Genomic DNA, 23,389 nt, shown 5'->3' on the forward strand with positions numbered 1-23,389 from the left:
GGTGTTCGTGCTCATCCCGGCGTTCGAACCCGGACCCCGCCTCCCCGACATGGTGGCCGCGCTGCGACGTGCCGACCCCGACCTCGAGATCGTCGTGGTGGATGACGGCAGCGGCCCGGTCTTCGCCCCCGTCTTCGACGCGAGCGGCGACGCGGGCGCACGCGTGGTGACCCACTCCGCGAACCGCGGCAAGGGGGCGGCGCTGAAGACCGGCCTCGCGCACATCCTCACGCGGGATCCGGATGCCGACGTCGTCACCGCCGACGCCGACGGTCAGCACACGCCGAGCGACGTTGTCCGGATCGCCCACGCGCTCCGCACGGATGCCGCCGCCGCGCGCAGCGCGCTCGTCCTCGGGGTGCGCGCCTTCGACGGCACCGTCCCCCTGCGCAGTCGCCTGGGCAACACGGTCGCTCGCGGCCTGTTCCGCCTCGCCACCGGACGACGGCTCAGCGATACGCAGACGGGTCTGCGCGGCATCCCGTCCGACCGCATCCCGTGGGCGCTGCGCATCCCGGGCGAGGGCTTCGAGTACGAGCAGCGGATGCTGCTGCGCCTCGCTCCCGACCTCGTCGCGACGCACGAGGTGCCGATCGACACCGTCTACCTCGATCGCAACGCGTCGAGCCACTTCCGTCCCGTGCGCGACTCGCTGCGCGTGCTGCTGCCGGTGCTGCTGTTCGCGGCGTCGTCGCTCGCGGCGTTCGCGGTCGACACCGTGGCGCTGCTCGTGCTGCAGGCGCTCACCGGGTGGCTCGTGCCCTCGATCATCGCCGCGCGGGTGCTGTCGGCGACGGCGAACTTCGTCGTCAACCGCCGCGTCGTCTTCCGCGTGCGGGGCGGCCCGATGCGCGGGCAGGCGGTGCGATACGGCGTGCTGGCGCTGGCGCTGCTGGCCTCGAACATCGCGTGGATGTCGTTCCTCACCGACAACGGCCTGGCTCTGCTGCCGGCGAAGGTCGTCACCGAGGGGGTGCTGTTCGTCCTCAGCTACGGCGTGCAGCGCTCGCTCGTCTTCCCCCGGGCGGATGCCGGTTCCCCGGCCCCGCCGCCGCGGTCCGGAGGCGTCGACACGCTCAGCCTCCTCCGCCCCGGCTCCCCCGGCCCCTCCCCCGTCACCCCCACAAGGAGTTCCTCATGACCGTCACCGCCCTGATCCTCGCCGCAGTGGATCTGCTCGCCGCCGTGCTGCTGAGCGCCGTGTACTTCCGGCGGCACCGGCGCCGCGACCTCGTCGTCGCCTTCCTCGGTGTGAACGTCGGCGTCCTCGCCGTCGCCTGGGTGCTCGGCACCGCCGAGGTGGCCCTGGGCCTCGGGCTCGGCCTGTTCGGCGTGTTGTCGATCATCCGCCTGCGCTCGAGCGAGATCACGCAGCGCGAGGTGGCGTACTACTTCGCCGCCCTTGCGATCGGCCTCATCTGCGGCCTCCCTCACACCGACATCGCGACGCCCCTGCTGCTGGTCGGGCTGATCGTGTCGGTGCTGGCCGTCGCCGACCACCCGCGGCTGCTGGCCCGGGCCCGTCATCAGACCGTGCACCTCGACCGGGCGATCGCCGATGAGGGCGAGTTGCGGGCGGAGCTCGAGCGGCTGCTCGGCGGCGAGGTCACCGCGCTGACCGTTCAGCAGCTGGATCTCGTCGACGACACCACCCTGGTGGACGTGCGCTACCGCGTCGGCGCGGTGCGCTCGAACGTCGACTCCGGCCTCGGCTCGCGGCTCGAGGCGACGCCCGCCGCCGATCGTGAGGCGAGCTTCGCCGACCTCCTCGGGGGCACGCGGTGACCGCCCGCGACCGCGCCGGAGCGGCCATCTCCGCCCTCCCCGCGATCGGGCTCGACGCTCTCACGGCCGACGCGGCCCTGCTCACCCGCGTCGACCGCAAGTACGTCGTGCCGATCGAGGCCACGGCATCCCTTCTGCACGGTCTCCAGCGTTGCGCCGACGCCCCGGCCGCCCTTGAGATCGACGGCGAGCGCGAACTGGCGTACCGCTCGGTGTACTTCGACACCCCCGACTTGCTGAGCTTCCGCCTGGCCGCCCACGGGCGCCGTCGCCGGTTCAAACTCCGCACCCGCACCTACGTCGACACCGGGGTGGCGTTCCTCGAGATGAAGACGCGCGGGGCGCGGGGGCTCACCCGCAAGGAGCGCGATGCCTACGACCTCGACGCGGCCGACCGCCTCACGGTCCAGGCGCGCGGGGAGGTCGCCGAGGCCCTCGGAGCGATCGGTGTCGCACCGACCCGCGCCGACGATCTCGACGCGCGACTGCAGACGCTGTACCGCCGCACCACGCTGCTGCTCCCCGGCGCGACACCCTCCCGCGCCACGGTCGACCTCGACCTGCGCTGGGTCGACGCCGACGGCGCAGGCTTCACCCTCCCGCGCTTCGCGATCGTCGAGACCAAGTCGCCGGGTCAGGCGGGCGCCCTCGACCGCGCGCTCTGGCGCGCCGGACACCGTCCGCAGCGCGTGAGCAAGTACGCCACGGGCCTCGCCGCCCTCCGCTCCGATCTCCCCCGCAACCGCTGGACCCGCGTGCTGTCGGGCCCCTTCTCCTCCGCCCATCCGTCTCGAAAGGACACCCCATGCGCCGCCGTCTGATCCCCCTCGCCCTCCCCCTGACCCTCGCCGGGCTCGTTCTCGCCGGCTGCGCCGTCACCGCGCAGCCCACCGGAACCGCGCAGAGCGCGGCCGCGTCGAGCGTCGAGACCATCGGCGACGTCGACTCGACGATCCCCGCGGCTGCCGCCGAGCTGCTCGCGGCGAATGCCGACGGGACCGTCGTGCGCGACGACGAGTGGAGCGTGGCGGATGCCGCGACGGTGACGCTCGAAGGATCCACCGCCAGCAGCGACTCGGCGGGGGTGAGCGTCGACGGGTCGACCGTGACGATCACCGCGGCCGGCGTGTACCGCCTCACCGGCACCCTCGAGGGGCAGGTGGTGGTCGAGGCCCCCGACGACGCGCAGGTCGTCCTCGTCCTCGACGGCGCGGAGATCGACACCGTCTCGGGCTCGGCGATCCAGGTGGTCACCGCCGACGACGTCGCGATCAACCTGGCAGCGGGTTCCACCAACAGCGTCTCCGCGACCAGCTCGGCGGATGCCGACGCGAGCGCCGCGATCCACGCCGACAGCGACCTGACCGTGTCGGGCTCCGGATCGCTCACCGTGACCGACTCCGGCAACGACGGCATCTCCGCGACGGATGACCTCGCGATCATCGGCGGCACGATCACGGTGGATGCCGCCGACGACGCACTCCGCGGGAAGGACTCCCTCGTGGTGGAGGACGGAACGCTCACCCTCACCGCCGGGGGCGACGCGCTCAAGAGCGACCAGGAAGAGGATGCCGCGCAGGGCTACGTCTGGATCGCCGGCGGCACGATCGACGCCACTGCGGGCGACGACGGCATCGACGCGTGGACCGACGTCCTCATCACCGGGGGCACGGTGTCGCTCGCGACCGAAGACGACGGCATCCACTCCGAAACGTCCCTCGCGATCGCGGGAGGCGAGGTGACGATCGGCCGGTCGTACGAGGCGATCGAGTCGGCCGACATCCGCATCGCGGGCGGGGTGACCCTCCTGACCTCGTCCGACGATGGAGTGAACGCCTCCGGCACCACGACCTCCGACGGCGGCATGGGCGGGGGCGGCATGCAGGACTCCGGCGAGACGCTGACGATCTCCGGCGGCACCCTCGTCGTCGACGCCGGCGGCGACGGCCTCGACTCCAACGGCACGATCGAGATAACCGGCGGCGAGGTCACCGTCTACGGTCCCACCGCGCAGAACAACGGCGCGCTCGACTCCAACGGCGGCATCACGGTGACGGGCGGCACCCTCGTCGCGATCGGCAGCACCGGCATGGCCGAATCCCTCGAGGAGTCGTCGGCGCAGGGCTGGCTCGCCGCGACCGCGAGCGGTTCCGCCGGTTCGACGGTGCAGATCCAGGATGCCGACGGCACCGTCATCGCGCAGTACGCCGCCACGAAGACCTTCGGATCGGTCGTGTTCTCGTCGTCGGCGATCACCGACGGCCAGTCGTACACGGTGACCGTCGACGGGACCTCGACCTCGGTGACCGCCGGTGTGGCGGCCGCGGGCGGGATGGGAGGTGGCATGGGCACACGACGCTGAGACGTCACGGCCGTCGGCCGCGTCCCGGGGTGTCCTCCCCCGAGGCGCGGCCGACGCGCGTGCGACGAGCGTCCGCTCACGAGCCGTACCCTCTGCCGATGCCCTCGAGAAGGGACGACGGGGTCATGCCGCCGAGCGTGGAGTGCGCACCCTCACGCATCCCTGCCCGGTGCTGTCCGTTCGCTATGCCCGCGGGTCGGGCACGTCGCGGGGGCGATCGGGATCGGGCTCGCCCGTCTGCACCGTGCCGAACACCGCGGGCAGATCGGTCGATGACGCGGGCGTCCAGCCGTACGCCGTCGACTCCGCGGCGCCCGCGTCGACCACCGGGCCGAACGCCGACCGCAGGGCCTCGCGCCCGCTCTTCCTCCGCCGGCGCAGCACCGCGAACAGTCGAACGATCACTCCCACGGCGATGGCCGCCCAGAACGCGACCTCGATCCATCCGAACGTGCCCATGCGATGTCCCCCTCGTCGCCGCGTGAGTCCCCGACACTACCTCGGACGCGACGGCCGAGGTGAGCGAGACCGAGAGGGCGACGGTGCGGGGCAGGCGGCCGGTCGTGAGCTGACGACCGCGGCAGTCGGGGCGTCGTCCCGCGAGGGGGTCTCGCAGCGGTTCGACGCCTTCCCTGCGACACCCGCTAGTAGTCAAACTACCCGATGAGGCGTTCTTTGTCCCGTCAATCGACCTGATTCCCTTCCTCGGGCTCTCATTCTGTAGTACAACTACCTCTATCAACCCTCAATGGAGATGGAGCCTTGATGAGACCCTCCCCCCGGCTGCGCCGATGCACAGCCCTCATGACCATCGGCGGGGTGATCGCCGCACTGGCCGTCGCCGGGTCGGCCGGCCCCGCCACGGCGGCGGACGCCGCGACCGTCTCGGTCGACACCGGCACCGTGGTGCAGGACGACTTCCTCGGCATCGGCGTGAACGTCATCCCCTCGGCCCTCATGGAGCGCTCACGGGGTTTCGGGTACTCCGACGCCGACTGGGCGGTCGATGCGGAGCGCATCGCGACCATTCGACCGAAGGTCGCCCGCGTGTGGTTCCAGATCGACTGGATGGAGCCCGACAAGGGCGTCTACACGTGGGACAGCGATCGGATGAAGGCGTTCTACCGCTACCTCGACGCCTTCCAGGCCGCCGGCACCGACATCGAGCTGAACTTCGGGTGGAAGGTCGGCTCGACCGTGCACGACTGGTTCTCGATCCCCGGCGTCGACCCGTGGACCAGCGCCCCGGCCGACAACGCCGCGTACGCGGCATCCGCGTCCGCTCTGATCGACCAGCTCAAGAACGTGCGCGGCTACGACAACGTCAAGTACCTGACGTATTACAACGAGCCCAACGGCAGCTGGGACTTCGAGGCGCCGGGCGATCAACAGGCCGCGTACGTGCAGATGGCTCAGGCCGTGCACCAGCGCCTGGTCGCCGACGGCCTGCGCGACGAGGTCGAGATCTGGGGCCCGGAGGAGACCGGCGCCCCCGCGTGGACCACCTACATGGCGCAGAACGGCGGTGATGCGTTCGACCAGTACAGCTTCCACACCTACGGCGACTCGTACGGCTCCGTGCCGGGAAGCATCAACGCCCGGAAGAACGTCGCGGGCGGCAAGCCCGTCAACATGTCGGAGTTCGGCTGGTCGGACGACAACGCGAGCGGGTGGAACTCCGGCTACGCGAACTACGTGATCGCCGGAGCGAACCTGGGCCTGCACTCGATGCTCGTCTGGCAGCTCAACGGCACCTGGACCGTCGACCCCGACGGCGACACCAACGGCAGCTACAACATGTGGGACGCCCTCCCCCTCGGGCTCGAACCGCGAAAGACGTTTCTGTCGGCGGGTCTGCTGAACCGGTACATCCCCGCGCACAGCCAGGTGCTGGCATCCACGTCGTCGTCGTCCGACGTGCGGTCCGCGGCCTTCCGCGACGAGGCGGGCGACTACACCGTGCTGGTGGAGTCGAAGGGGGCGGCTCCGACCGATCTGACCGTCGACTTCGGCGGGACGACGGTGGACGCCGACTTCCACCGGGTCGTGTACTCCGATGATCTCGTGCCGGATGCCAATGCGCTCCTGCCCGCGGTCTCGGCCACCCTCCCCGCCGGCACGAGCTTCTCGGACGACCTCGGGACCGGCTACTCGTTCGCGGTGTACACCACCGCCGACCCCGCGGTGCAGGTGCGGATGGGAGACGTCGAGCCGACCGTGGCGTCGGGCTCGACGGTGCAGCTGACGGCCGACGTGATCGACGGCGCTCCCGGCGTGACGTGGTCCGTCGAGGGTTCGGACAACGGTTCCGTGTCGAGCTCGGGCGTCTACACGCCGCCCGCGGTCGACTCCGAGCGCAAGATCGCCGTGCGTGCGACCAGCACCGCCGACGCCACTTCGTCGGGCATCGCGCTCGTGACCGTCACGCCCCAGCTGACGTCTGCGCGGGTCGACCCCGTGCAGTTCGACCTCGACAGCGGGGTGTACGCCGGGTCCGAGGTGCTCACGCTCTCGACGGCGACCTCCGGCGCGCAGATCCGGTACACCACCGACGGTTCGGCACCGACCGCGAGCTCCACGCTGTACGAGCGACCGGTGATCCTGGCCGAGAGCTCCACGAAGCTGTACCGCGCGGCAGCCTTCGCGGCGAACAGGCAACCGTCCGGCGTCACGAGCCGCCTCTTCAAGGTCGGCGGCGTCTCGCAGGGTCCCGACGGCTACACCCTCTGCGCGAACGAGGGCGGCCAGTGCTTCTTCTCGGGACAGCAGAGCGTCGCGTTCGGCGGCGACGGACTGTTCAGCTACCAGGCGAAGACGGGTCCGGTGTCGTGCGACACCGCGACCCTCGGCGACCCGAACCCCTCGGGCACGCAGCGGTGCTACGTCAGCCCCGAACTGCCGTCGTCGTACCCGCTGGTCACCCTCACCAACGCCGGGTTCGAGAAGCCCGGCGGCACGAAGTCCAAGACCGGGCCGTTCACCAACGGCTGGACGTTCGACAGCCGCTCGGGCATCCAGAACGGTCAGGGGCCGCTCGGCCCGCCGACGCCGCCGGAGGGCCAGCAGGTGGCCTACCTCAAGACCGACGGCGGGGTGCAGGGCACCATCTCGCAGCAGGTGGCGTTCCCCGCCGGCGACTACCAGGTCGTGTTCGCCCTGTCGGGCCGCTCGGGCTACCCCGCGCAGAGCTTCGACGTGCTCTACGACGACACGGTCATCGGGTCGTTCGCCGTGGGCTCGACGAGCTCGTACACGACGCAGCGCTCGAACGCGTTCACCTCGACCGGCGGACGCCACACGATCACCTTCCGGGCCACCGCGCCCTCGGGCGATCGCACGGCGTTCCTCGACGCGGTGCGCATCGAGGCCCCCGTCGCCCCGGAGCCCGCGACGCTGTCGAACACGGGCTTCGAGGCGCCGTCCACGACGGGCGTCAAGTCGGCGCCGTTCACCGAGGGGTGGTCGTTCGTGGGCCGCTCGGGCATTCAGCGCAACGGCAGCGCCTTCGGCGCACCGACGGCCCCGGAGGGCACGCAGACCGCCCTGCTGCAGTCGCGCAACGGTGAGCACGGGTCGTTCGCGCAGACCCTGAAGATGGATGCCGGCACCTACACGCTGAGCTACCAGGCGTCACGTCGACCCGGGTACAGCGCGGTGCAGACGATCCAGGTGGTGGTCGACGGAACGGTGGTCGACAGCTTCGCCCCGCCGACGAACACGTTCACGGCGCACACCTCGCCGACGTTCACGGTGGCGGCGGGCGATCGGCAGATCACGTTCCGCGGCTCGGCCGCGACGGGAGACGCGACGGCGTTCGTCGACGCGGTCGTGCTGACGCCCGTCCCCTGAGGGACGACGAAGGCCCGGGCCTCTCGGTCCGGGCCTTCGTCGTGCATGCGGCGCCGACACGAGTCGCGATCGCGGGCGGGATGCCGCGGGCGCACCGGCTCCGACGGGTCGGGTCGGGTCGCGGCGTCGGCGACGCACGGACACCGATTCAGAGGAGGCGCGTGGGCACCGGTTCGTCGGGCACGTGCGCATCGACGCGGTGCACGCGCCCGCCCGCGCGCTCGGTGACGAAGTCGACGGCCCGGTCGCCCTCGTACAGCACCGCGGTGCCCTCGTCGAGGCCGAAGCCACCGGGAAGGATGCCCGCGTCGACCGCCCGCCGCAGAGCCGGCCGCCGCTCGGCTTGCGAGTCGTAGTGCACCCCGAGCGAGCCGGGGATGAACCCGAGGCCGTCGTCGATCGTCCGCACCTCGCCGAATCCGGAGGTGGGACCGCCCTCGTGCCAGCACAGCGCGCCCGCGGACGTTCCCGCCAGCAGCACGCCGCTGCGCCACGCATCGCGCAGGGCGGTGTCGAGGCCATGCGCCCGCCAGAGCGCCAGGAGGTTGACGACGCTCCCCCCGCCCGTCCAGACGAGGTCGGCCGACTGCAGGACCTCGCGGAAGTCGACGACCGTGCGGCCGTAGAGCCGCAGGTGAACGGCATCCACCCCCGACGCCATCGCCGCGGCGAGCTCTCGCCCCTCGTCGATCCGCTGGTCGCCGCCGGCCGTGTTGATGAAGACCACGCGGGGCCTGCCCTCGACGCCGGTGAGGTCGAGAGCGTGGTGCAGGAGGGGACCGAAGGCCACGTCACCCCAAGACGTGTCGGCCCACCCGCCGCACGTGGCCAGAATCCGAGGGGTGCTCACGCGCTCACCTCCACGGCATCCGCGTTCCACGCGCGCACGCGCGCATCGGGCCAGGTGGCGCCGGCGAGGGCGAACGCGATCGCGCGCTCCTCCCCCGCCTCGAGCCCGAAGGCGTTGTCGTCGAGCCAGGCGCCGAACGCGGTGGGGAACCCGTCGACGAGGACGAGGGGCGCGGGCACGTCGCCGACGTTGCGCACGCGCAGAACGCCGTCTCCCCAGCGGGCCTCGAGCCGCGTGCGCGGCTGCTCCTTCAGCGACGCCGGGCCGGTGGCGTAGGGCGCGAGGAGCTCCTCGATCGGCCGGTCGGCCAGCTCGTCGAGCGGCAGCGCCTCGATCGCGGTCGCCTCGGCGCTCTTCGGCTGCGCGTTCAGCGCGTACCAGGCGGACGAGATGCGGGCCCCGTCCGCGTCGCGGAGGTACACCGCCAGCACGAGGGGACCGTCGTCGGGAAGCTCGGCGTCGAGGGTGAACGCGCGCGCGTGGGCGTCGGCATCCAGATCCACGGATGCCGACAGCTCGGCGATCACGCCGAAGCGGGCGTCATAGAGGCGGGCGCTCACCGTCGCCGTCAAGGGATGAGGCGTGTCGTTGGACGCGTGCACCTCGGCCGAGAGCACCTCGCCCGCCTCGAGCGCGGTGCGGTCGTACACCGCGAACGCCGACTGCGCCGCACCGAACTGCCGCGCGCGGTAGTACGACAGCTTCGCGCGGCCGTAGTAGTCGACGATCGCCCACGACGCGCCGGGGAACACCTCGCCGACCTTGTAGAACCAGTACGCCGACGTGCGGGTACCCGCGTGCGCACGCAGCCGCTCCGACGCGAAGCGCAGGGCGTCGCCCTGGGCGAGCTGCGAGTACTCGACGAACGTGGCCCAATCGGTGAGCGGTCCGTAATGGGCGTAGCGCGCCTGTTTGAACAGGTCGAACAGCGAGAACTGCGCCTGGTGCTGCAGGATCGCGCCGTGCGCGGGCGGCGGCCACTGCTCCAGCAGCGCCGGATCGAGGAAGCGCGCCATGCTGTCGAGGTCGCACTGACTCGACAGCCCGTACTCGCCGAACACCGGGGGGACGTGCGTCGCGTACGCCTCGACGGGGTGACCCTCGTGGTAGACGCCGTAGTAGTGCTCGCTGCCGCCCCACGGGTCGGTGCGGTGGAACGGACGCGTCGGATCGTACTGCCGCACGCGGGTGCCGATGACGGTGAGCAGGTCATCGCCCGACACGGTGTCGGGGTTCTCGTTGCCCCCGCCCCACATCACCAGCGACGGGTGCGAGCGCAGGCGGCGGACGATGCGCGACGCCTGCGCGTCGACGGTGGCGAGCGTGGCGCCCGTGGCATCCAGTCCGAAACTGAGGGGGAACTCCTGCAGCACCAGGATGCCGCGACGGTCGCACTCGTCGTAGAAGGCGTCGCTCTCCACGGTGCCGCCGCCCCAGGCGCGGAGCATCTGCAGGTTCGCCCGCACGCACAGGTCGAGGATGTGCCGGTCGACGTCGAATCCGCGACGCGCCATCGGATCGGTGAAGCACCAGTTGGCGCCCTTGAGGAAGAGGGGCCGGCCGTTGACCACGAACCGCCAGTCGTACACGTCGTCGCCCGACACCTCGGGCAGCGCGCGCATCTCGACGGTGCGGATGCCGATGGACGCGGTGCGCGCGGACCCGTCGACCGCCGCTTCGACGCGATACAGCGGCTGCGCCCCGTACCCGAACGGCCACCACAACCGGGCGTCCGGGACGTCGATCTCGACCGCGTGCCGGGACGTGCCGCGGGCCGCCACGACCTGCGCCGTGACGTCGGAGACCACTGTCCCGTCGGGGTCGAGCACGCGGATGCGGGTCGGGGCGGCACAGCCGTCGGTGTGAGCGGTCAGGTCCCACTGCACGCGGATCCGCGCCGCCCCCTCGGCGGCGTGGACGGTCGAGACGAACAGATCCTCGAGCTCGAGGTCGGGCACGCGCTCAAGGCGCACCGCGCGCCAGATCCCCATCGAGATGAGGTGTCCGTAGTGCCATCCCCACCCGGGTGAGGGCTTGAGCACCCCGTGCCAGTCGCGCGGGGGCGGGTCGATGCGCACGACGATCTCGTCGGTACCGTCCCCGCGCAGCAGGGCCGTCACGTCGATGTCGGGACCGCCGTACATGCCGGAGTGGCGGGCGATCGGTTCGCCGTTGAGCCAGAAGGATGCCGCGTCGTCGACGCCGTCGAACGACAGGCGCACGCGCTGCCCGAGCCACGACGCCGGCACGTCGAATCGGCGGGCGTACCACCACTGCTGCTCCTCGACGCGGGTGCGCCGGAAGTGCCACGGCCATTCGGCGGGCGCCCCGTGCGCGACGAGCTCCGCGTGGGTGTGGTCGTGCAGCAGCGGGTCGGGGATCTCGCCCGCGGCGGTCAGGGCCGCCTGCACCGTTCCCGGGACGGCGGCACGGATCCAGTCCGAGCGGTCGGTGTCGGGTCGGTGCCAGCCCACCGGCGCCGGCGGTCGCGGACCGGCGAACCACCGCTCGATCGCGAACTCCCGGCCCGCGGGCGCGCCCGCGAGCAGCCACTCGCCGTCGAGCGGGACCACGTCGCGGTCGACGGCGAGCGCACCGCCGCCCCGCGCCGAGACGGGCGGCGCGGAGACGGGCAGGGCCGCGTGATCCTGCACCCAGCGGTCGCCGTACAGCGGCGAGGCCAGCGACCGCGCCCTCTCCCGGTCGTCGAGCAAGGTCATGCCCTCACTTCACCGCCCCGGCGTACAGACCGCTGACGAAGAAGCGCTGCGCGAAGACGAACAGCAGCAGGATGGGCAGGCTCATGATGAGCACGGCCGCCATGATGTTGCCCCAGTCGGCGAGGTATTGCGCCTTGAAGTACAGCACGCCCGTCGTCAGGGTGCGCTTCGACGGGTCGGTGAGCAGCAGCTGCGGGACGAGGTAGTCGTTCCACACGCCCACGCCCTGCAGCACCCAGAAGGTCGCGATCGCCGGGCGGGCCAGCGGGAGGAAGATGCGGCGGAAGAGGGTGAAGTAGCCCGCGCCGTCGATGACCGCGGCTTCGACGATCTCCTTCGGCACCTGGCGCATGAAGGCCGCCATGAGGAAGACGCCGAAGGGCAGCGCACCCGCGATGTAGATGAGGATGACGCCGGCGTAGTTGTTGATGAGGCCGAGGTCGCGCACGACGCGGAACTGCGGCACCAGCGCGAGCTGCATCGGCAGGAAGATACCGGCCGCCAGCAGCAGGTACACGCCCGAGCCGATACGGGTGGCCTGACGCACGATCGCGTACGACGCCAGCGCCGCGACGAAGGTGGCGACGGTCATGCTGACGACCGTCAGCAGCACCGAGTTGAAGAAGAGGTTCGCGAACCCGGCATCCTGCCAGGAGGTGACGAAGTTGTCGAAGGTCGGCGCCTGCGGCAGACCGGTCGGGTTCGTCAGCACCTCGAGGTTCGGCTTGAACGCCGTGATGACGATGATGACGATCGGGTAGATCATCGCGATGCTGAGCACGATCAGCAGCAGGTTGATCGGGAGGCGGCGGGCCAGGCGGAGCAGGGACCGCGTGTCCACGCGGGGGGTGACTTGCGTGCTCATCGGTTGCCCTCCTCGGCGGCGACGCGGTTGTTGAGTCTGTTCTGCACGGCGGCGATCGCGATCAGCACGATCAGCACGAGCACGGCCATCGCCGAGGCGTAGCCGAAGTTGTTGTTGACCAGGCCCTCCTGGAACACCTGCGTCATGAACAGCTGCGTCGAGTTGCCCGGTCCCCCTCTCGTCATCAGATAGACGGTGTCGAAGGCTCGCAGCGCGCCGTTGATCGACAGGACGAGCACGAGGCCGATGGAGGGGATCATGAGCGGGATCGTGATGAAGCGCATCGCCTTCCAGCCCCGCGCGCCGTCGACCTTGGCCGCCTCGAGGATCTCGCCGGGGATGGTCGAGAGCCCCGCGAGGAAGATGACGACGTTGAAGCCCAGCCCGCTCCAGAGGTCGACGAGGATGACGCTGTACAGCGCCAGGTCGTAGTTGCCGAGCCAGTCCTGGGCGAGCCCGCCGAGACCGATGCTGCGCAGCAGCGTGTTGAACGTGCCCGAGGTGGGGTCGTACATGAAGCTCCACGTGAACACGATCGCCACGGGCGAGATGACCATCGGTGCGAAGAAGATCGCGCGGTAGATGTTGCCGAGCCGGAGTTGGCGGTGCAGGAGCACCGCGATGAGGAACGCCAGGATCGTCTGCACGATGATCTTGAAGAACCCGTAGATCGCGGTGTTGCCGATCGCCTCCATGAGCACGGGGTCGCCCGAGAAGATGCGCACGAAGTTGTCCGCTCCCACGAACTCCCACGCGCGGTTGAACCCGCGGGCGTCGGTGAAGCTCGCGACGATGACCTGTCCCATCGGATACACCGTGAAGACGGTGTAGAGCACCAGCGCGGGGGCGACGGCGATCCAGAACTTGCCCGCGGTGGAACGCCCGGTCCACAGGCGCGCCTTCAGCGAGCGCGTGGTCACCGCCTGCGTCGCGGTGGGGTCGTCCAGGGCGAGGACCCGCGGGTCCTCGACGCGTGTGCTGCTCATAGCGTTCCAATCGAGTCGGAAGAGGGGATGACGACGGTCACGCCCCGGGCGGGCACATCGATGCGCCCGTCCGAGACCGGGGCGCGGCGCCCGTCGAGGTCGTCGGTCTCGGCCGCGCCGAGACCCGACAGGTGAAGCGACAGGGGTTCGTCGTCGTAGGTGGCCACGACGACGGCGCGGGTGCCGCCGGCCCCCTCCCACACGGTGAGGAGGTCGTGGACCGTGCCGTCGGGGCGGTGGGCGACGACGTCGTGGTCGACGACGAGGCGCCCGTTCCAGAGCAGGTCGCGGTGGCGCTCGCGCAGCGCGTCGGCCGCGCGGGCGAGGGCCACGGTCGCGGGCATGTCGCCCGGTCGACCCTTGAAGTTGTACGGCTCGAGGCTCATCGCGTACCCGTAGAGAAGGCACTGCGCGACCATCGAGCGGTCGTCGAACCCGGTGAGCGCGGTCACGATGCGGGCATCGGGACGCAGCTGTCGGCCGAGCGGGCGGTGCGTCGGCGAGGCGCTGCGGAAGTACGACACGTCGTAGTGCGCGAACTGGTCGTCGTACGCGCCCTCGGCGGCGATGACGAAGGTGTCGGCGCGGTCGCCGAGCCCCGCGCGGATCTCCTCGACGACGTCGGCATCCCACGTGAACGCGCTCGCGCCCACCGGATGCCCGTGGTCGTCGGCGAAGCACAGCAGCGCACGACCGTGATAGAGCGACTCATCCGCCAGGATGCCGTCGGCCCCCCACGCGGCCATCTCGGCGACCTCGTCGGCGAAGCGGCGGCGCAGCGCCTCGACGCCGAAGCACAGCGGCACGTACCAGGGGGTCGCGATGCCGTAGCGCTTGCGCGACGAGTGGTACACCGGACCGGGCTGCGCATAGGGCTGCCCGGTGACGTCGCGCGAGACGAAGGGCTCGAGCTCGTCCCACAGCGGGCCGGGCTTCTCGACCCAGACGTACTTCACATAGAGCACGGTGGCGATGTCGAGCTCGCGCGCGCGGTCCAGGGCGCGGCGAAGACCGTCCTCGCCGCCGAGCTTCGCAGCGGGCCGGTGCTGGGGCACGAGACCGTCCTGACCGCCTTCGTTCCAGCCGACGATCTGGATCGCGCCGATGCCCTCGCGCGCGCACTCCTCGATGATGTCGACGAGGGCGTCGAAGTCGTAGCGGGGTTCACCCTCGGTCGACATGAGCTGCACCTGCAGCCACGAGCGCGGCTCTTGGAGCCAGGATGCCGCGCTCCACCGGGTCGGCTCCTGCGTGGGCAGGTAGGCCGCGAGGCCGTCCTGCCACTCCCCCGCGTACGGCGCGAGAGCCATTTCGGGAAGCGTGGCCTCGGTTCCGTCGCCCTGGGGGAAGTGGATGGCGTCGAGGGTGACGGCCGCGTCGTCGGCCGCGGTGCGGCGCAGGCTGTCGGCGAAGCCCGGGACGAGGCTCGCGCGCCAGCCGATGAAGTCGAGGGTGCGGGCAGCGGGCTGCACCGTGAGCCCGCCCGTCTCGCTCGCGAGCACGACGAAGGGCGACGTCGGCGTCCCCACCAGCTCGGGGCGCAGGTTGCCACTGGCGTAGTCGGGGTACAGCGTTCCCCAGTAGGGGGCGTTGGAGTCGAACACCGGCAGCAGCGATACGCGCGTCCCCGTGGAGTAGTCGACGCCGCGGAGTTCGAGTGCGCCCTCGACCGGACGGATGCCGCCGAGCGAGGGGAAGCGGACGGCCTCGACGCCGCCGGAGTCGAGGTGGAACGACAGCGACAGCCGCAGCATCCCGTCGCGCACGCGCGCCCCGACGACGATCTCGCCCGTGAGCCGCTCGCCGGCGGAGGTCACGGGATCGCGCCACCTCAGGCGCAGCGCCGTGTCACCCTCCCGCTCGACGTGCGTCAGCGTCTGCGCGGCCGTCTCGACGACGACCGTGCGGTCGCCTCCCCGCGGGATCTCGATCACGAACAGCGACGGACTCCCGCCCGCGAGGGGCGCGAGACCGGTGTTCGGGCCGTCGAGAGCGCGCAATCCGCCCGTCTCGGGGTCGAACGTCGCGGTGGTGCGATCGTCGGCGATCGTCAGCAGGGAGGTCACAAGCACATCCTCGTTCTCGTTGTGTAGCCATACTACATGTAGTGGGCGATTCCGCTGCTGCGGATCCGGCATCCACGCATGAATTCACCATTTCGCGTAGCCGCGCTACCGTTCCGCTCGAGCAGCCTCTCTCCCCATCGACGGTGCGGGGCGCGTTCTGCCGTTCGGGGCGGGAGACACTCGCCCCGAACGGAGAATCGCGCCCCGAACACGACATGACGGAGGCGGATGCAACGGGTACCGGCTCGACCGGCGACCCGTCGCGTCTCAGTCGGCGTTCGCGCGGACCTCGACGAGCGCCGCATCGAGCTCGGTGATCACGGTGTCGACGTCCGCGCGGCCCGCGATGAGGTTCTGCATGCCCACCAGGAGCGTCTCCTGCAGCTGCGGGTGCGCGGGGATCACGACGGGGCGGAAGGTCTTCCCCTCCCACGCCGCCGTCATCGCGGGGAAGAGCGGGTCGTTCGCCGAGACGTCGATGCCCTCGGTCGTGGGGAACGCCTTCACCGAGGTGAGGAAGTCGGTGTACACGTCGTCCTGGAAGAAGAAGTCGATGAAGCTCTCGGCCGCCTCGACGCGATCGTTTTCGGGGTTGATCCCCCACGCGACGAGGTAGCTCCCCCACATGTCGGCGACATCGGCATCCAGCGTGGGGAAGTTCATGTAGCCGGGCTCCACCCCCGCCGCTCGCGCATCGGAGAGGATCCAGGTCGCGGGGAACATCGCCGCCTGACCGGTGAGGAAGGCGGACTTCGCCGCCGACTGGTTCGTCCCGAGCGGATCGGGCATGTACGCCGGGACGAGGTCCTTCACGACCTCGAGCGACGCGGCGTAGCCGGGGATGTCCGCGAAGGTCTTCTCCCCGGCGAGCAGCTCCTCGATCGCGCCGGGATCGTCGGGGAAGACGTGCTGCGCCATCGCGTAGTAGGCGACGAACTGCGGCCACCAGCTGTCCTGCGCGCTCATCGCGAGCGGCGTGATCCCCGCCGCCGAGAGCTTCTCGGCCGCGGCTGTGAGCTCGGTGTAGGTTTGCGGCACCTCGGCGATGCCCGCCTTCTCGAACAGGGCGGTGTTGTAGATGATGCCGTTGCCCGACTGCGAGATGGGCACGGAGTACGCGGCATCCCCGTCCGCTCCCCGACGGGCTTCCTGCGCCGCCGCGTCGTCGAGCCGCGAGAAGAAGTCGGCGCCCGAGAGGTCGGCGGCGAAGCCGTCGCGCACGAAATCGGTGAGATTCTTCGGGTCGAAGCCGTAGACGTCGGGGCCGGCACCGCCGGAGAGGCGCGTCTTGAGCACGTTGTCGTAGTCGTTCGTGTTGACGAACTCCGCGTTCACGGTGATGCCGGGGTTCTCGGCCTCGAACGCGTCGATGACCGTCTCGTACGCCTTCTGGGTGTCGCCCCCGTCGCCCCACATGAGGAAGCTCAGGGTGGTCTCGTCGCTCGCGGCGGACTGGCATCCGGTGAGGGATGCCACGGCGAGTCCGGCCAGGGCGGTGGCGGCCGCGGCCGTCAGGGGAAGGGAGCGGGGCATGAGAGCGCCTTTCGAAAAAGGAACCGCCTCGCCCGGGATCTCCCGAGCGAGGCGGTTCGGATGTTCAGCGGTTGTTGGCGCGGTACTGCTCGAGCGCGAGGTCGAGGTCGCCCAGCACCTGTTCAGTGCTCTTCTGCCCACTGATGATGTTCTGCAGGCCCACGAGCAACGCGTCCTGGATGCTCGGATCGGTCGGCGAGAACGCCGCCACGAAGGTCTTGCCCTCCCACGCGGCCTGCATGTCGGGGAAGAGCGGGTCGACGTCGGCGCCGATCTCCACGCCCTCGGTGGTCGGGAAGAGCTTCACCTTGTCGAGGAACGTCTTGTAGGTGTCGTCCTGGAGGAAGAAGTCGAGGAACTTCTGCGACGCGGCGAGCTTGTCGTCGCCGTTGTTCGGGTTGAGGCCGAAGCGCACCTGGTAGGTGCCCCACAGGTCGTCGGAGGGCTGGTCCACCGTCGGGAAGTTCATGTAGCCGAGGTCCAGGCCGGCCTCACGGGCGTCGGAGAGGATCCAGGTGGCGGGGAACATGGCCGCCTGGCCGCCCAGGAACGCCGATTGCGCGGCGGTCTGGCTCGTGCCGACCGGGTTGGGCATGTAGTACGGCGTCAGGTCGCGCACCACGTCGAGCGACTCCGCCCAGGCGTCGCTCTGCGAGAACGTCGTCTCACCCGCGGCCATCTGCTCGCCGAGCTCCTCGTTCGCCCCGTGCTCTGCGAGCGCGTAGTAGACGATGAACTGCGGCCACCAGTTGTCCTGCGCGCTCATCGCGAAGGGGATCACGCCGGCGTCGGAGAGCTTCTTCGAGTCGGCGAGGAGCTCGGAGTAGGTCGTGGGCGTCTCGGTGATGCCGGCCTGCGCGAAGAGCGCCTTGTTGTAGATGATGCCGTTGCCCGAGAGCGAGATCGGCAGGTTGTACGTGCCGCCCTCGCGCTGGCTGTCCTTCGCCGCCTCCGGGGTGAGCTTGGAGAGGTAGCTCTCTCCGCCGTCGGAGAGGTCAGCGGCGAAACCGTCGTCGACGAACGTCTTGATGTTGCCGAGGTCGAAGCCGTAGATGTCGGGCCCCGCGCCGCCGGAGAGGCGGGTCTTGAGGATGTTGTCGTAGTCGTTCGTGTTGAAGAACTCGGCGTTCACCGTGATGTCGGGGTTGGCCTCCTCGAACTTCGAGATGACGTCCTCGTAGGCGGTCTGGGTGTCGCCCCCGTCCCCCCACATCAGGAAGCTGAGCTCGGTCGGGCCTCCGCTCGAACCCCCGGCGCACCCACTGAGCGCGCCCACCGCCGTCAACGTCACGGCTGCGATCGCCGTGTGCTTCAGCCACTTCGTCATGGCTCGTCCCCTCATCTTCAGTGATCGCCGGTCACGCCGCTGCGACCGGAGTACGTCGGTAGCGATACTACACAAAAGGGGAATGAATGCCACCTGATTCGAGATAAACGGGTTGTATTGCGGATCAATCGCTAGTCAGACTACGCAGACGACGCCTCCGGCTAATAGGGTGTCGCCTCATGGACTTCCCCTCGACGCCGATCGGCCGCCGACTGACCATCAACACCATCGTGCGGCGTCACCAGATCGAAGCGACGCGCGACCGCTCCCTGTGGGAGGACGAGACGCCGCTGCACTCCGCCGCCCTCGTCGAGCGCTTCTCCGACGCCGTGCGCAGCGCGGTGCCCGACGCGCGGCTCACCTGGGCCCTGTCGTGGGGAGCGCTGACCGACGACTCGCCGCGCTACCGCGACATCCGGCGCACCCTCGCGCGGATCGCGACGGAGCACGGCGACGACGTCACCTTCGTCCCGGGCGGCTTCTTCGCGAATCTGTACGGCTCGCGCGACGAGGTGGCCCGCGACATCTCGGATGCCGTCGACCTGCTGCACGCGTCCTTCGACCGGGCCACCACCTCTCTCGTCGCCGGGTTCCTCGCCGCCGAGAACATCTCCCGCGCCCGGGATCTCGGCATCCGCACCGTGCAGGGCAACATCTGGAGTCAGTTCGACATCGACCTCCAGGACGGCGACGGCTCGCTCGCGTACCCCTACTACCCCTCCCGGAACCACTTCCTCGTACCCGGCCGCGGCGATGACCGCATCGACGCGGTGCAGCTCGACGGCTGGACGGTCGACCTGGTCGCCGCCCGCGGGGCGGGGATGTCGACGGCGTTCAACTCGCGTCTCGGCCTCGGACCCATCGAGACCCTGCACCGCCTGCCCCGAGAGGACGCGCTGCGCGAGCTGTACGCCACGAGCGAGGCCCATCTGAACGATCGCAACGTGCAGCGCAACGGCCTGGGGTGGCTGACCGTCAACTACGAGATCAGCGAGGTCGCGCGCGGGTTGGCGCACGACCCCACGACCCTCGACGCGTGGACGGGCTGGCTGCGCGGGATCCGCGAGACATGGACCGACCTCGAGGTGACGACGATCGGGGCCTTCGGCGAGGAGTGGCGGCAGCGCCACCCCGACAACGAGGGCCTGGCCTACCTCCTGCAGCAGTCGGGGTCGGGCGTGCAGGGCTCGCGCGCCGGGGAGACCGTCACCTGGTTCATGACGGCGGACTTCCGCCTCGGCGTCGTGCGCGCAGGCGACGACGTCGACGTCTTCGACTACACGTCCTACCTCGACGCCCCCCGGGAACCGACGCAGCTCGGCGACCGCCGCTGGAGCCTGCTGGGCGAGATCAACCAGAAGCAGACCCGTCCGCAGGACCGCCCCGTCGCGTTGGGTCGCTTCCTCGAGGCCCACCCCGACGTCGAGGCCGCCCTCGAGAACACCTGGGCCGACGCCCCCGAGCGCGCCGAGCTGCAGGTGCGCGCGTGATCGCGGTCGGCGACCTGACGGTCGAGCACACGGTCGACCCCGTCGGCGTCGGCGGCGATCCGCGGTTCGGATGGGTGCTGCGCAGCGACGTTCCGAGCGCGCGCCAGCTGTCGTACCGCCTCACCGTCGCCGACCGCGACGGCACGGTGTGGAGCACCGGCCGCGTCGACTCCGAGCGGAGCGTCGACGTCGCCTACGAGGGGCCGGCACTGAAGCCGCTGCGGCGCTACGCCTGGACGGTCGTGGTCACCACGACCGCGGGAGACGCCGTCGCCTCGGGCGCATTCGTCACCGCCGTCACCGACGGCGACTGGCGCGGGGCCCTTTTCGTGGCGGGTCCCCCCGAGACCATCGCGGCCCCTCTGGTGCGGACGGCGTTCGAGATCGACGGCGAGGTCGACGAGGCGTTCCTCGTCGTCGGCGCCGGCGGGCTGGCGCGGGTCGAGCTCGACGGGCGGCCCGTCGACGACGGCGTGCTCGGGCCCGGCTTCACCGACTACGACGTCACCGCGCAGTACACCGTCGTCGACGTCACCGATCGCCTCCAGCCGGGGTCGCACGCGCTCGGGCTCGAACTGGGCCGCGGCTTCTACGGCATGCGCGGACGCAACACCTGGGACTGGGAACGCGCCCCCTGGCACGCCGACCCCTGCGCGCGCGTCCTGCTCGTGGTGCGCGGCGCGGACGGCGAGCGGGTGGTCGTGAGTGGGCCGGACTGGCGCACGGCATCCGGCCCGACGCTCCTCGACGACCTGTACGCCGGCGAGGACCACGACGCGCGGCGCGAACGACCCGGCTGGAGCACCCCCGCGTACGACGACGGGGAGTGGATGCCGGCTCCGGTCGTTGACGGACCCCGGGGATGCCCCGTGCCCCAGCGTCAGCCCCCGATCGTCGAGGGCGACCTGCTCGAGCCGGTGTCGGTGACGGCCCTGGCCGAGGATCGGTGGGTCGTGTCGTTCCCCCGCGTGATCGCCGGGTGGGTCGAGGTCGCCGCCGACGCCGACGACGGAGCCGTCGTCGAGCTGCGCTTCGGCGAGACGCTGCGCGCCGACGGCACGCCCAACTACGACGACGAGAAGGGGTACTTCGACGGGCGGTTCCAGACCGCGCGCCTGACGCTCGCGGATGCGCCCGTGCGCTGGCATCCGCGATTCACCTGGTACGGGTTCCAGCACGTGGAGGTGCGCGCCCGGACGCTGCCCGCCCTGCGAGCGCGCGTCGTGCACACCCGCGCGCCGCGCACCGGGAGCTTCTCCAGCTCGTCACCCCTGCTCGACACGTTGCACGAACTCACCGTCCGCACGATCCTGAACAACCTCCACGGGCTGCCCACCGACACCCCGAAGTACGAGAAGAACGGGTGGACCGGCGACGGCATGGTGGGCGCCGAGATGATGCTGCTGAACCTCGACGTGCACGAGCTGCTCGCCAAGTGGTCCGACGACATCGCCGCCTCCCGCCACGGCGCGGGAGCTCCCGAGGTCATTGCCCCGCACGGCGGCTGGCACATGGACTGGTCGCCCGCCCCCACCTGGCACTCGGCGCTGCTGCTCGTGCCGTGGGAGATCTACCGCCAGCGGGGCGACGAGCGCGTGCTCGCCGACGTCTGGGCCGACGCGAGCGATTACCTGCGCTTCGAGATCGCGCGAGCGGTCGACGGTCTCTCCGACACCACCCTGGGCGACTGGGTGAGCCCCGAGACGGACGCCGGCGGCGGCAACGCGCCCGAGGACACCCGTATCGCCGCGACGGCCTTCGTCATCGCGATGTGCGACGCGGCCGCGAAGATGGCCCTCGTCCTGGGGCACGAGGTCGACGAGTGGCGCACCGCGGCATCCGCCGCGCGCCGCGCCTTCGTCCGGGAGTTCTGGGACGCCGACAGCGGCGAGGTGCGCGGCGTCGGCGACGCGGGGTACCGGCAGGCGCACACCGTGCTCGCGCTCGCCTTCGACGTCCTGCCCGAGGCCGATCGGCAGGCCGCCGCCGACCGCCTCGCTCGCGACGTCGTCGAACGCGGCCACCACCTCTCCACCGGCGCCCTGGCCACGAAGCACCTGCTCCCCCAGCTCACCCGCTACGGCCACGGGGAGACGGCGCTCGCAGTGGCATTGCAGACCACCTTCCCGAGCTGGGGCTTCTGGGTCGAGCGCGGCGCGACCTCCTTGTGGGAGCACTGGAAGGAGGAGTCGCGCTCGCGCGGGCACTACTTCCTCGGCACGCTCGACGACTGGCTCTACGCCGACGTGGCCGGGCTGCAGGCGGTATCGCCGGGGTGGCGCGACGCGCGGATCGCCCCGCGCGTGATCGGCACCGCGCTGTCGTCGGCGTCGGCTGCCGTGCGGACCCCGTACGGCGAGCTGTCCGTGCGGTGGCGCGTCGAGGGCGGCGAGGTGACGCTGTCGTGCGAGGTGCCGATCGGCGTCCGCGCCGAGATCGAGCTGCCGGGGTTCCGCCGCCGGGTCGAGGCCGGGAGGCACGAGGTGCGGGTGGCGCTGGACTGAGGGCGAGGCGAACCGACTGATGAGGAGGTCCCGGTTCGGCCGCGAACGCGATCCGCGCAGGAACACGCGGTCGGGCGGCTGATCGCCGGCTCGGATCTGCCGGTCGCCGCGCTTCCGGTGGCGGTCTGGAGTGCGGCGGTGGCGTCACCCACGCCGAACAACGCCGTCCACCACAGCGATAAACGCTCCCCGTGCTGAGAAACGGTCTCTCCGAGCGTTTCTCGACACAGGAAGCGTTTATCGGAAGCGGGCGGGTGGGCGCGCGGGCGGCGCGGGCCGCTCGACGGCTCACCAGGCGGAGTAACCGCCGTCGATCATCACCACCGAACCGGTCATGTACGACGCGGCATCGGATGCCAGGAAGGCCACCAACGATCCGATCTCCTCGGGGGCCCCGAGCCGACCCATCGGCGTGCGCCGCACCCAGTCGTCCCACCACTCGTCGGGGACGCCCTGCTTGGTCAGGTCGGTGCCGACGTAGCCGGGGGCGACCGCGTTGACGCGGATGTTCTGCTCGGCGAACTCGATGGCCAGCGACTTCACCGCCAGGTGCACGGCGCCCTTCGACGCGTTGTACGCGGCCTGGCGCTGAGGCGCGTTCGCGAGCTCGCCCGACATCGAGCCGATCGCGACGATCGATCCGCCGCGATCCTGCATGTGGCGGGCTGCCTCGCGGGCGCACCAGAAGGTTCCGGTCGCGTTGACGGCGAGCACGCGGTCCCAGGTCTCGCGCTCCAGCTCGAGGGAGGGCTGGTGGTTGGCGATCCCCGCCGAGGTCACCAGCACGTCGACGGACCCGAGGCGCTGCGCGACGTCCGCGAAGGCGGCTTCGACGGCGGCGGGGTCGGTCACATCGAGGTGCACGTACGACACCCGACCGTCGGGGAAGGAGGATGCCGCTTCCGTCCCGGCCTCGTCGAGGACGTCGGCGATCACGACGCGCGCACCGAACTCCACGAGGGCGGTCACGACCGCGAGGCCGATCCCCCGCGATCCTCCCGTGACCACCGCGACGCGATCCGTCAGCTCCAGCCGTTCCCGGTACATCATCG

16 protein-coding genes are annotated in these 23,389 nt (G+C 70.9%); 7 read left to right on the forward strand and 9 right to left on the reverse strand.

Translation table 11 applies throughout. From position 1 onward, the window contains the following. Position 1 precedes the first annotated feature (1 nt). Genes RWH45_RS03035 through RWH45_RS03050 form a run of 4 tightly spaced genes read left to right on the forward strand, consistent with a single transcriptional unit; the run spans position 2 to position 4,147 of the window. Positions 2-1,141 (forward strand): glycosyltransferase family 2 protein, encoded by a 1,140-nt coding sequence (locus RWH45_RS03035; protein WP_315993440.1) that lies wholly within the window; start codon positions 2-4, stop codon positions 1,139-1,141. Next, the gene (locus RWH45_RS03040; protein ID WP_315993441.1) at positions 1,138-1,785 is read left to right on the forward strand and encodes a DUF4956 domain-containing protein; all 648 of its coding nucleotides are present in this window, start codon (positions 1,138-1,140) and stop codon (positions 1,783-1,785) included. The genes RWH45_RS03035 and RWH45_RS03040 overlap by 4 nt, the downstream gene beginning before the upstream one ends. Then, positions 1,782-2,606 carry a polyphosphate polymerase domain-containing protein gene (locus RWH45_RS03045; protein ID WP_315993442.1) on the forward strand — a complete coding sequence of 275 codons (825 nt, stop codon included), beginning with the start codon at positions 1,782-1,784 and terminating at the stop codon, positions 2,604-2,606. The genes RWH45_RS03040 and RWH45_RS03045 overlap by 4 nt, the downstream gene beginning before the upstream one ends. Beyond that, complete coding sequence (locus tag RWH45_RS03050; protein ID WP_315993443.1) at positions 2,591-4,147, forward strand: carbohydrate-binding domain-containing protein; 1,557 nt, start codon at positions 2,591-2,593, stop codon at positions 4,145-4,147. The genes RWH45_RS03045 and RWH45_RS03050 overlap by 16 nt, the downstream gene beginning before the upstream one ends. A gap of 183 nt (positions 4,148-4,330) precedes the next feature. Here the strand turns inward: RWH45_RS03050 and RWH45_RS03055 are convergent, their stop codons facing one another. Next, on the reverse strand, positions 4,331-4,606 hold the full coding sequence (locus RWH45_RS03055; protein WP_315993444.1) for a hypothetical protein: 276 nt from the start codon (positions 4,604-4,606) through the stop codon (positions 4,331-4,333). A gap of 306 nt (positions 4,607-4,912) precedes the next feature. Here RWH45_RS03055 and RWH45_RS03060 point away from each other — a divergent pair, with 306 nt between their 5' ends. Beyond that, positions 4,913-7,996, forward strand: coding sequence for a chitobiase/beta-hexosaminidase C-terminal domain-containing protein (locus RWH45_RS03060; protein WP_315993445.1), 3,084 nt, complete (start codon positions 4,913-4,915; stop codon positions 7,994-7,996). 148 nt (positions 7,997-8,144) lie between these two features. Here RWH45_RS03060 and RWH45_RS03065 read toward each other — a convergent pair whose 3' ends face one another. The 7 genes from RWH45_RS03065 to RWH45_RS03095 all read right to left on the reverse strand — a co-directional run bounded on the left by RWH45_RS03065 (position 8,145) and on the right by RWH45_RS03095 (position 18,343). After that, the gene (locus RWH45_RS03065; RefSeq protein ID WP_315993446.1) at positions 8,145-8,846 is read right to left on the reverse strand and encodes a Type 1 glutamine amidotransferase-like domain-containing protein; all 702 of its coding nucleotides are present in this window, start codon (positions 8,844-8,846) and stop codon (positions 8,145-8,147) included. Then, positions 8,843-11,566 (reverse strand): glycoside hydrolase family 2 protein, encoded by a 2,724-nt coding sequence (locus RWH45_RS03070; RefSeq protein ID WP_315993447.1) that lies wholly within the window; start codon positions 11,564-11,566, stop codon positions 8,843-8,845. The genes RWH45_RS03065 and RWH45_RS03070 overlap by 4 nt, the downstream gene beginning before the upstream one ends. A gap of 4 nt (positions 11,567-11,570) precedes the next feature. After that, positions 11,571-12,431, reverse strand: a complete 861-nt coding sequence (locus RWH45_RS03075; protein WP_315993448.1) for a carbohydrate ABC transporter permease — start codon at positions 12,429-12,431, stop codon at positions 11,571-11,573. Beyond that, the gene (locus RWH45_RS03080; protein WP_315993449.1) at positions 12,428-13,417 is read right to left on the reverse strand and encodes a carbohydrate ABC transporter permease; all 990 of its coding nucleotides are present in this window, start codon (positions 13,415-13,417) and stop codon (positions 12,428-12,430) included. The genes RWH45_RS03075 and RWH45_RS03080 overlap by 4 nt, the downstream gene beginning before the upstream one ends. Continuing rightward, positions 13,414-15,483, reverse strand: coding sequence for a DUF6259 domain-containing protein (locus RWH45_RS03085; protein ID WP_315993450.1), 2,070 nt, complete (start codon positions 15,481-15,483; stop codon positions 13,414-13,416). Before RWH45_RS03085 ends, RWH45_RS03080 begins: the two co-directional genes overlap by 4 nt. A 267-nt stretch (positions 15,484-15,750) precedes the next feature. Continuing rightward, positions 15,751-17,016: an ABC transporter substrate-binding protein gene (locus RWH45_RS03090; protein ID WP_315993451.1), complete on the reverse strand. Its 1,266-nt coding sequence runs from the start codon at positions 17,014-17,016 to the stop codon at positions 15,751-15,753. A 64-nt stretch (positions 17,017-17,080) separates the two neighbouring features. Next, positions 17,081-18,343 (reverse strand): ABC transporter substrate-binding protein, encoded by a 1,263-nt coding sequence (locus tag RWH45_RS03095; protein WP_315993452.1) that lies wholly within the window; start codon positions 18,341-18,343, stop codon positions 17,081-17,083. A 179-nt stretch (positions 18,344-18,522) separates the two neighbouring features. Between RWH45_RS03095 and RWH45_RS03100 the strand changes: the two genes are divergently transcribed. After that, positions 18,523-19,833 (forward strand): DUF3863 domain-containing protein, encoded by a 1,311-nt coding sequence (locus RWH45_RS03100; protein ID WP_315993453.1) that lies wholly within the window; start codon positions 18,523-18,525, stop codon positions 19,831-19,833. Then, positions 19,830-22,337 (forward strand): family 78 glycoside hydrolase catalytic domain, encoded by a 2,508-nt coding sequence (locus tag RWH45_RS03105; protein ID WP_315993454.1) that lies wholly within the window; start codon positions 19,830-19,832, stop codon positions 22,335-22,337. Before RWH45_RS03100 ends, RWH45_RS03105 begins: the two co-directional genes overlap by 4 nt. 288 nt (positions 22,338-22,625) lie before the next feature. On the opposite strand, the gene RWH45_RS03110 is transcribed toward RWH45_RS03105, so the two are convergent. After that, positions 22,626-23,387 (reverse strand): SDR family NAD(P)-dependent oxidoreductase, encoded by a 762-nt coding sequence (locus RWH45_RS03110; protein ID WP_315993455.1) that lies wholly within the window; start codon positions 23,385-23,387, stop codon positions 22,626-22,628. Positions 23,388-23,389 lie beyond the last annotated feature (2 nt).

It is taken from the genome of Microbacterium galbum (genome assembly GCF_032464915.1).
In the GTDB taxonomy this organism is placed as follows: domain Bacteria; phylum Actinomycetota; class Actinomycetes; order Actinomycetales; family Microbacteriaceae; genus Microbacterium; species Microbacterium galbum.

Bases quoted from the DNA above. Each gene is read 5' to 3' on its own strand.
- RWH45_RS03080 (WP_315993449.1), bottom strand. From the start codon at position 13,417: ATGAGCAGCACACGCGTCGAGGACCCGCGGGTCCTCGCCCTGGACGAC.
- RWH45_RS03090 (WP_315993451.1), bottom strand. From the start codon at position 17,016: ATGCCCCGCTCCCTTCCCCTGACGGCCGCGGCCGCCACCGCCCTGGCC.
- RWH45_RS03095 (WP_315993452.1), bottom strand. From the start codon at position 18,343: ATGACGAAGTGGCTGAAGCACACGGCGATCGCAGCCGTGACGTTGACG.
- RWH45_RS03110 (WP_315993455.1), bottom strand. From the start codon at position 23,387: ATGATGTACCGGGAACGGCTGGAGCTGACGGATCGCGTCGCGGTGGTC.
- RWH45_RS03055 (WP_315993444.1), bottom strand. From the start codon at position 4,606: ATGGGCACGTTCGGATGGATCGAGGTCGCGTTCTGGGCGGCCATCGCC.
- RWH45_RS03070 (WP_315993447.1), bottom strand. From the start codon at position 11,566: ATGACCTTGCTCGACGACCGGGAGAGGGCGCGGTCGCTGGCCTCGCCG.
- RWH45_RS03100 (WP_315993453.1), top strand. From the start codon at position 18,523: ATGGACTTCCCCTCGACGCCGATCGGCCGCCGACTGACCATCAACACC.
- RWH45_RS03050 (WP_315993443.1), top strand. From the start codon at position 2,591: ATGCGCCGCCGTCTGATCCCCCTCGCCCTCCCCCTGACCCTCGCCGGG.
- RWH45_RS03040 (WP_315993441.1), top strand. From the start codon at position 1,138: ATGACCGTCACCGCCCTGATCCTCGCCGCAGTGGATCTGCTCGCCGCC.
- RWH45_RS03060 (WP_315993445.1), top strand. From the start codon at position 4,913: ATGAGACCCTCCCCCCGGCTGCGCCGATGCACAGCCCTCATGACCATC.
- RWH45_RS03075 (WP_315993448.1), bottom strand. From the start codon at position 12,431: ATGAGCACGCAAGTCACCCCCCGCGTGGACACGCGGTCCCTGCTCCGC.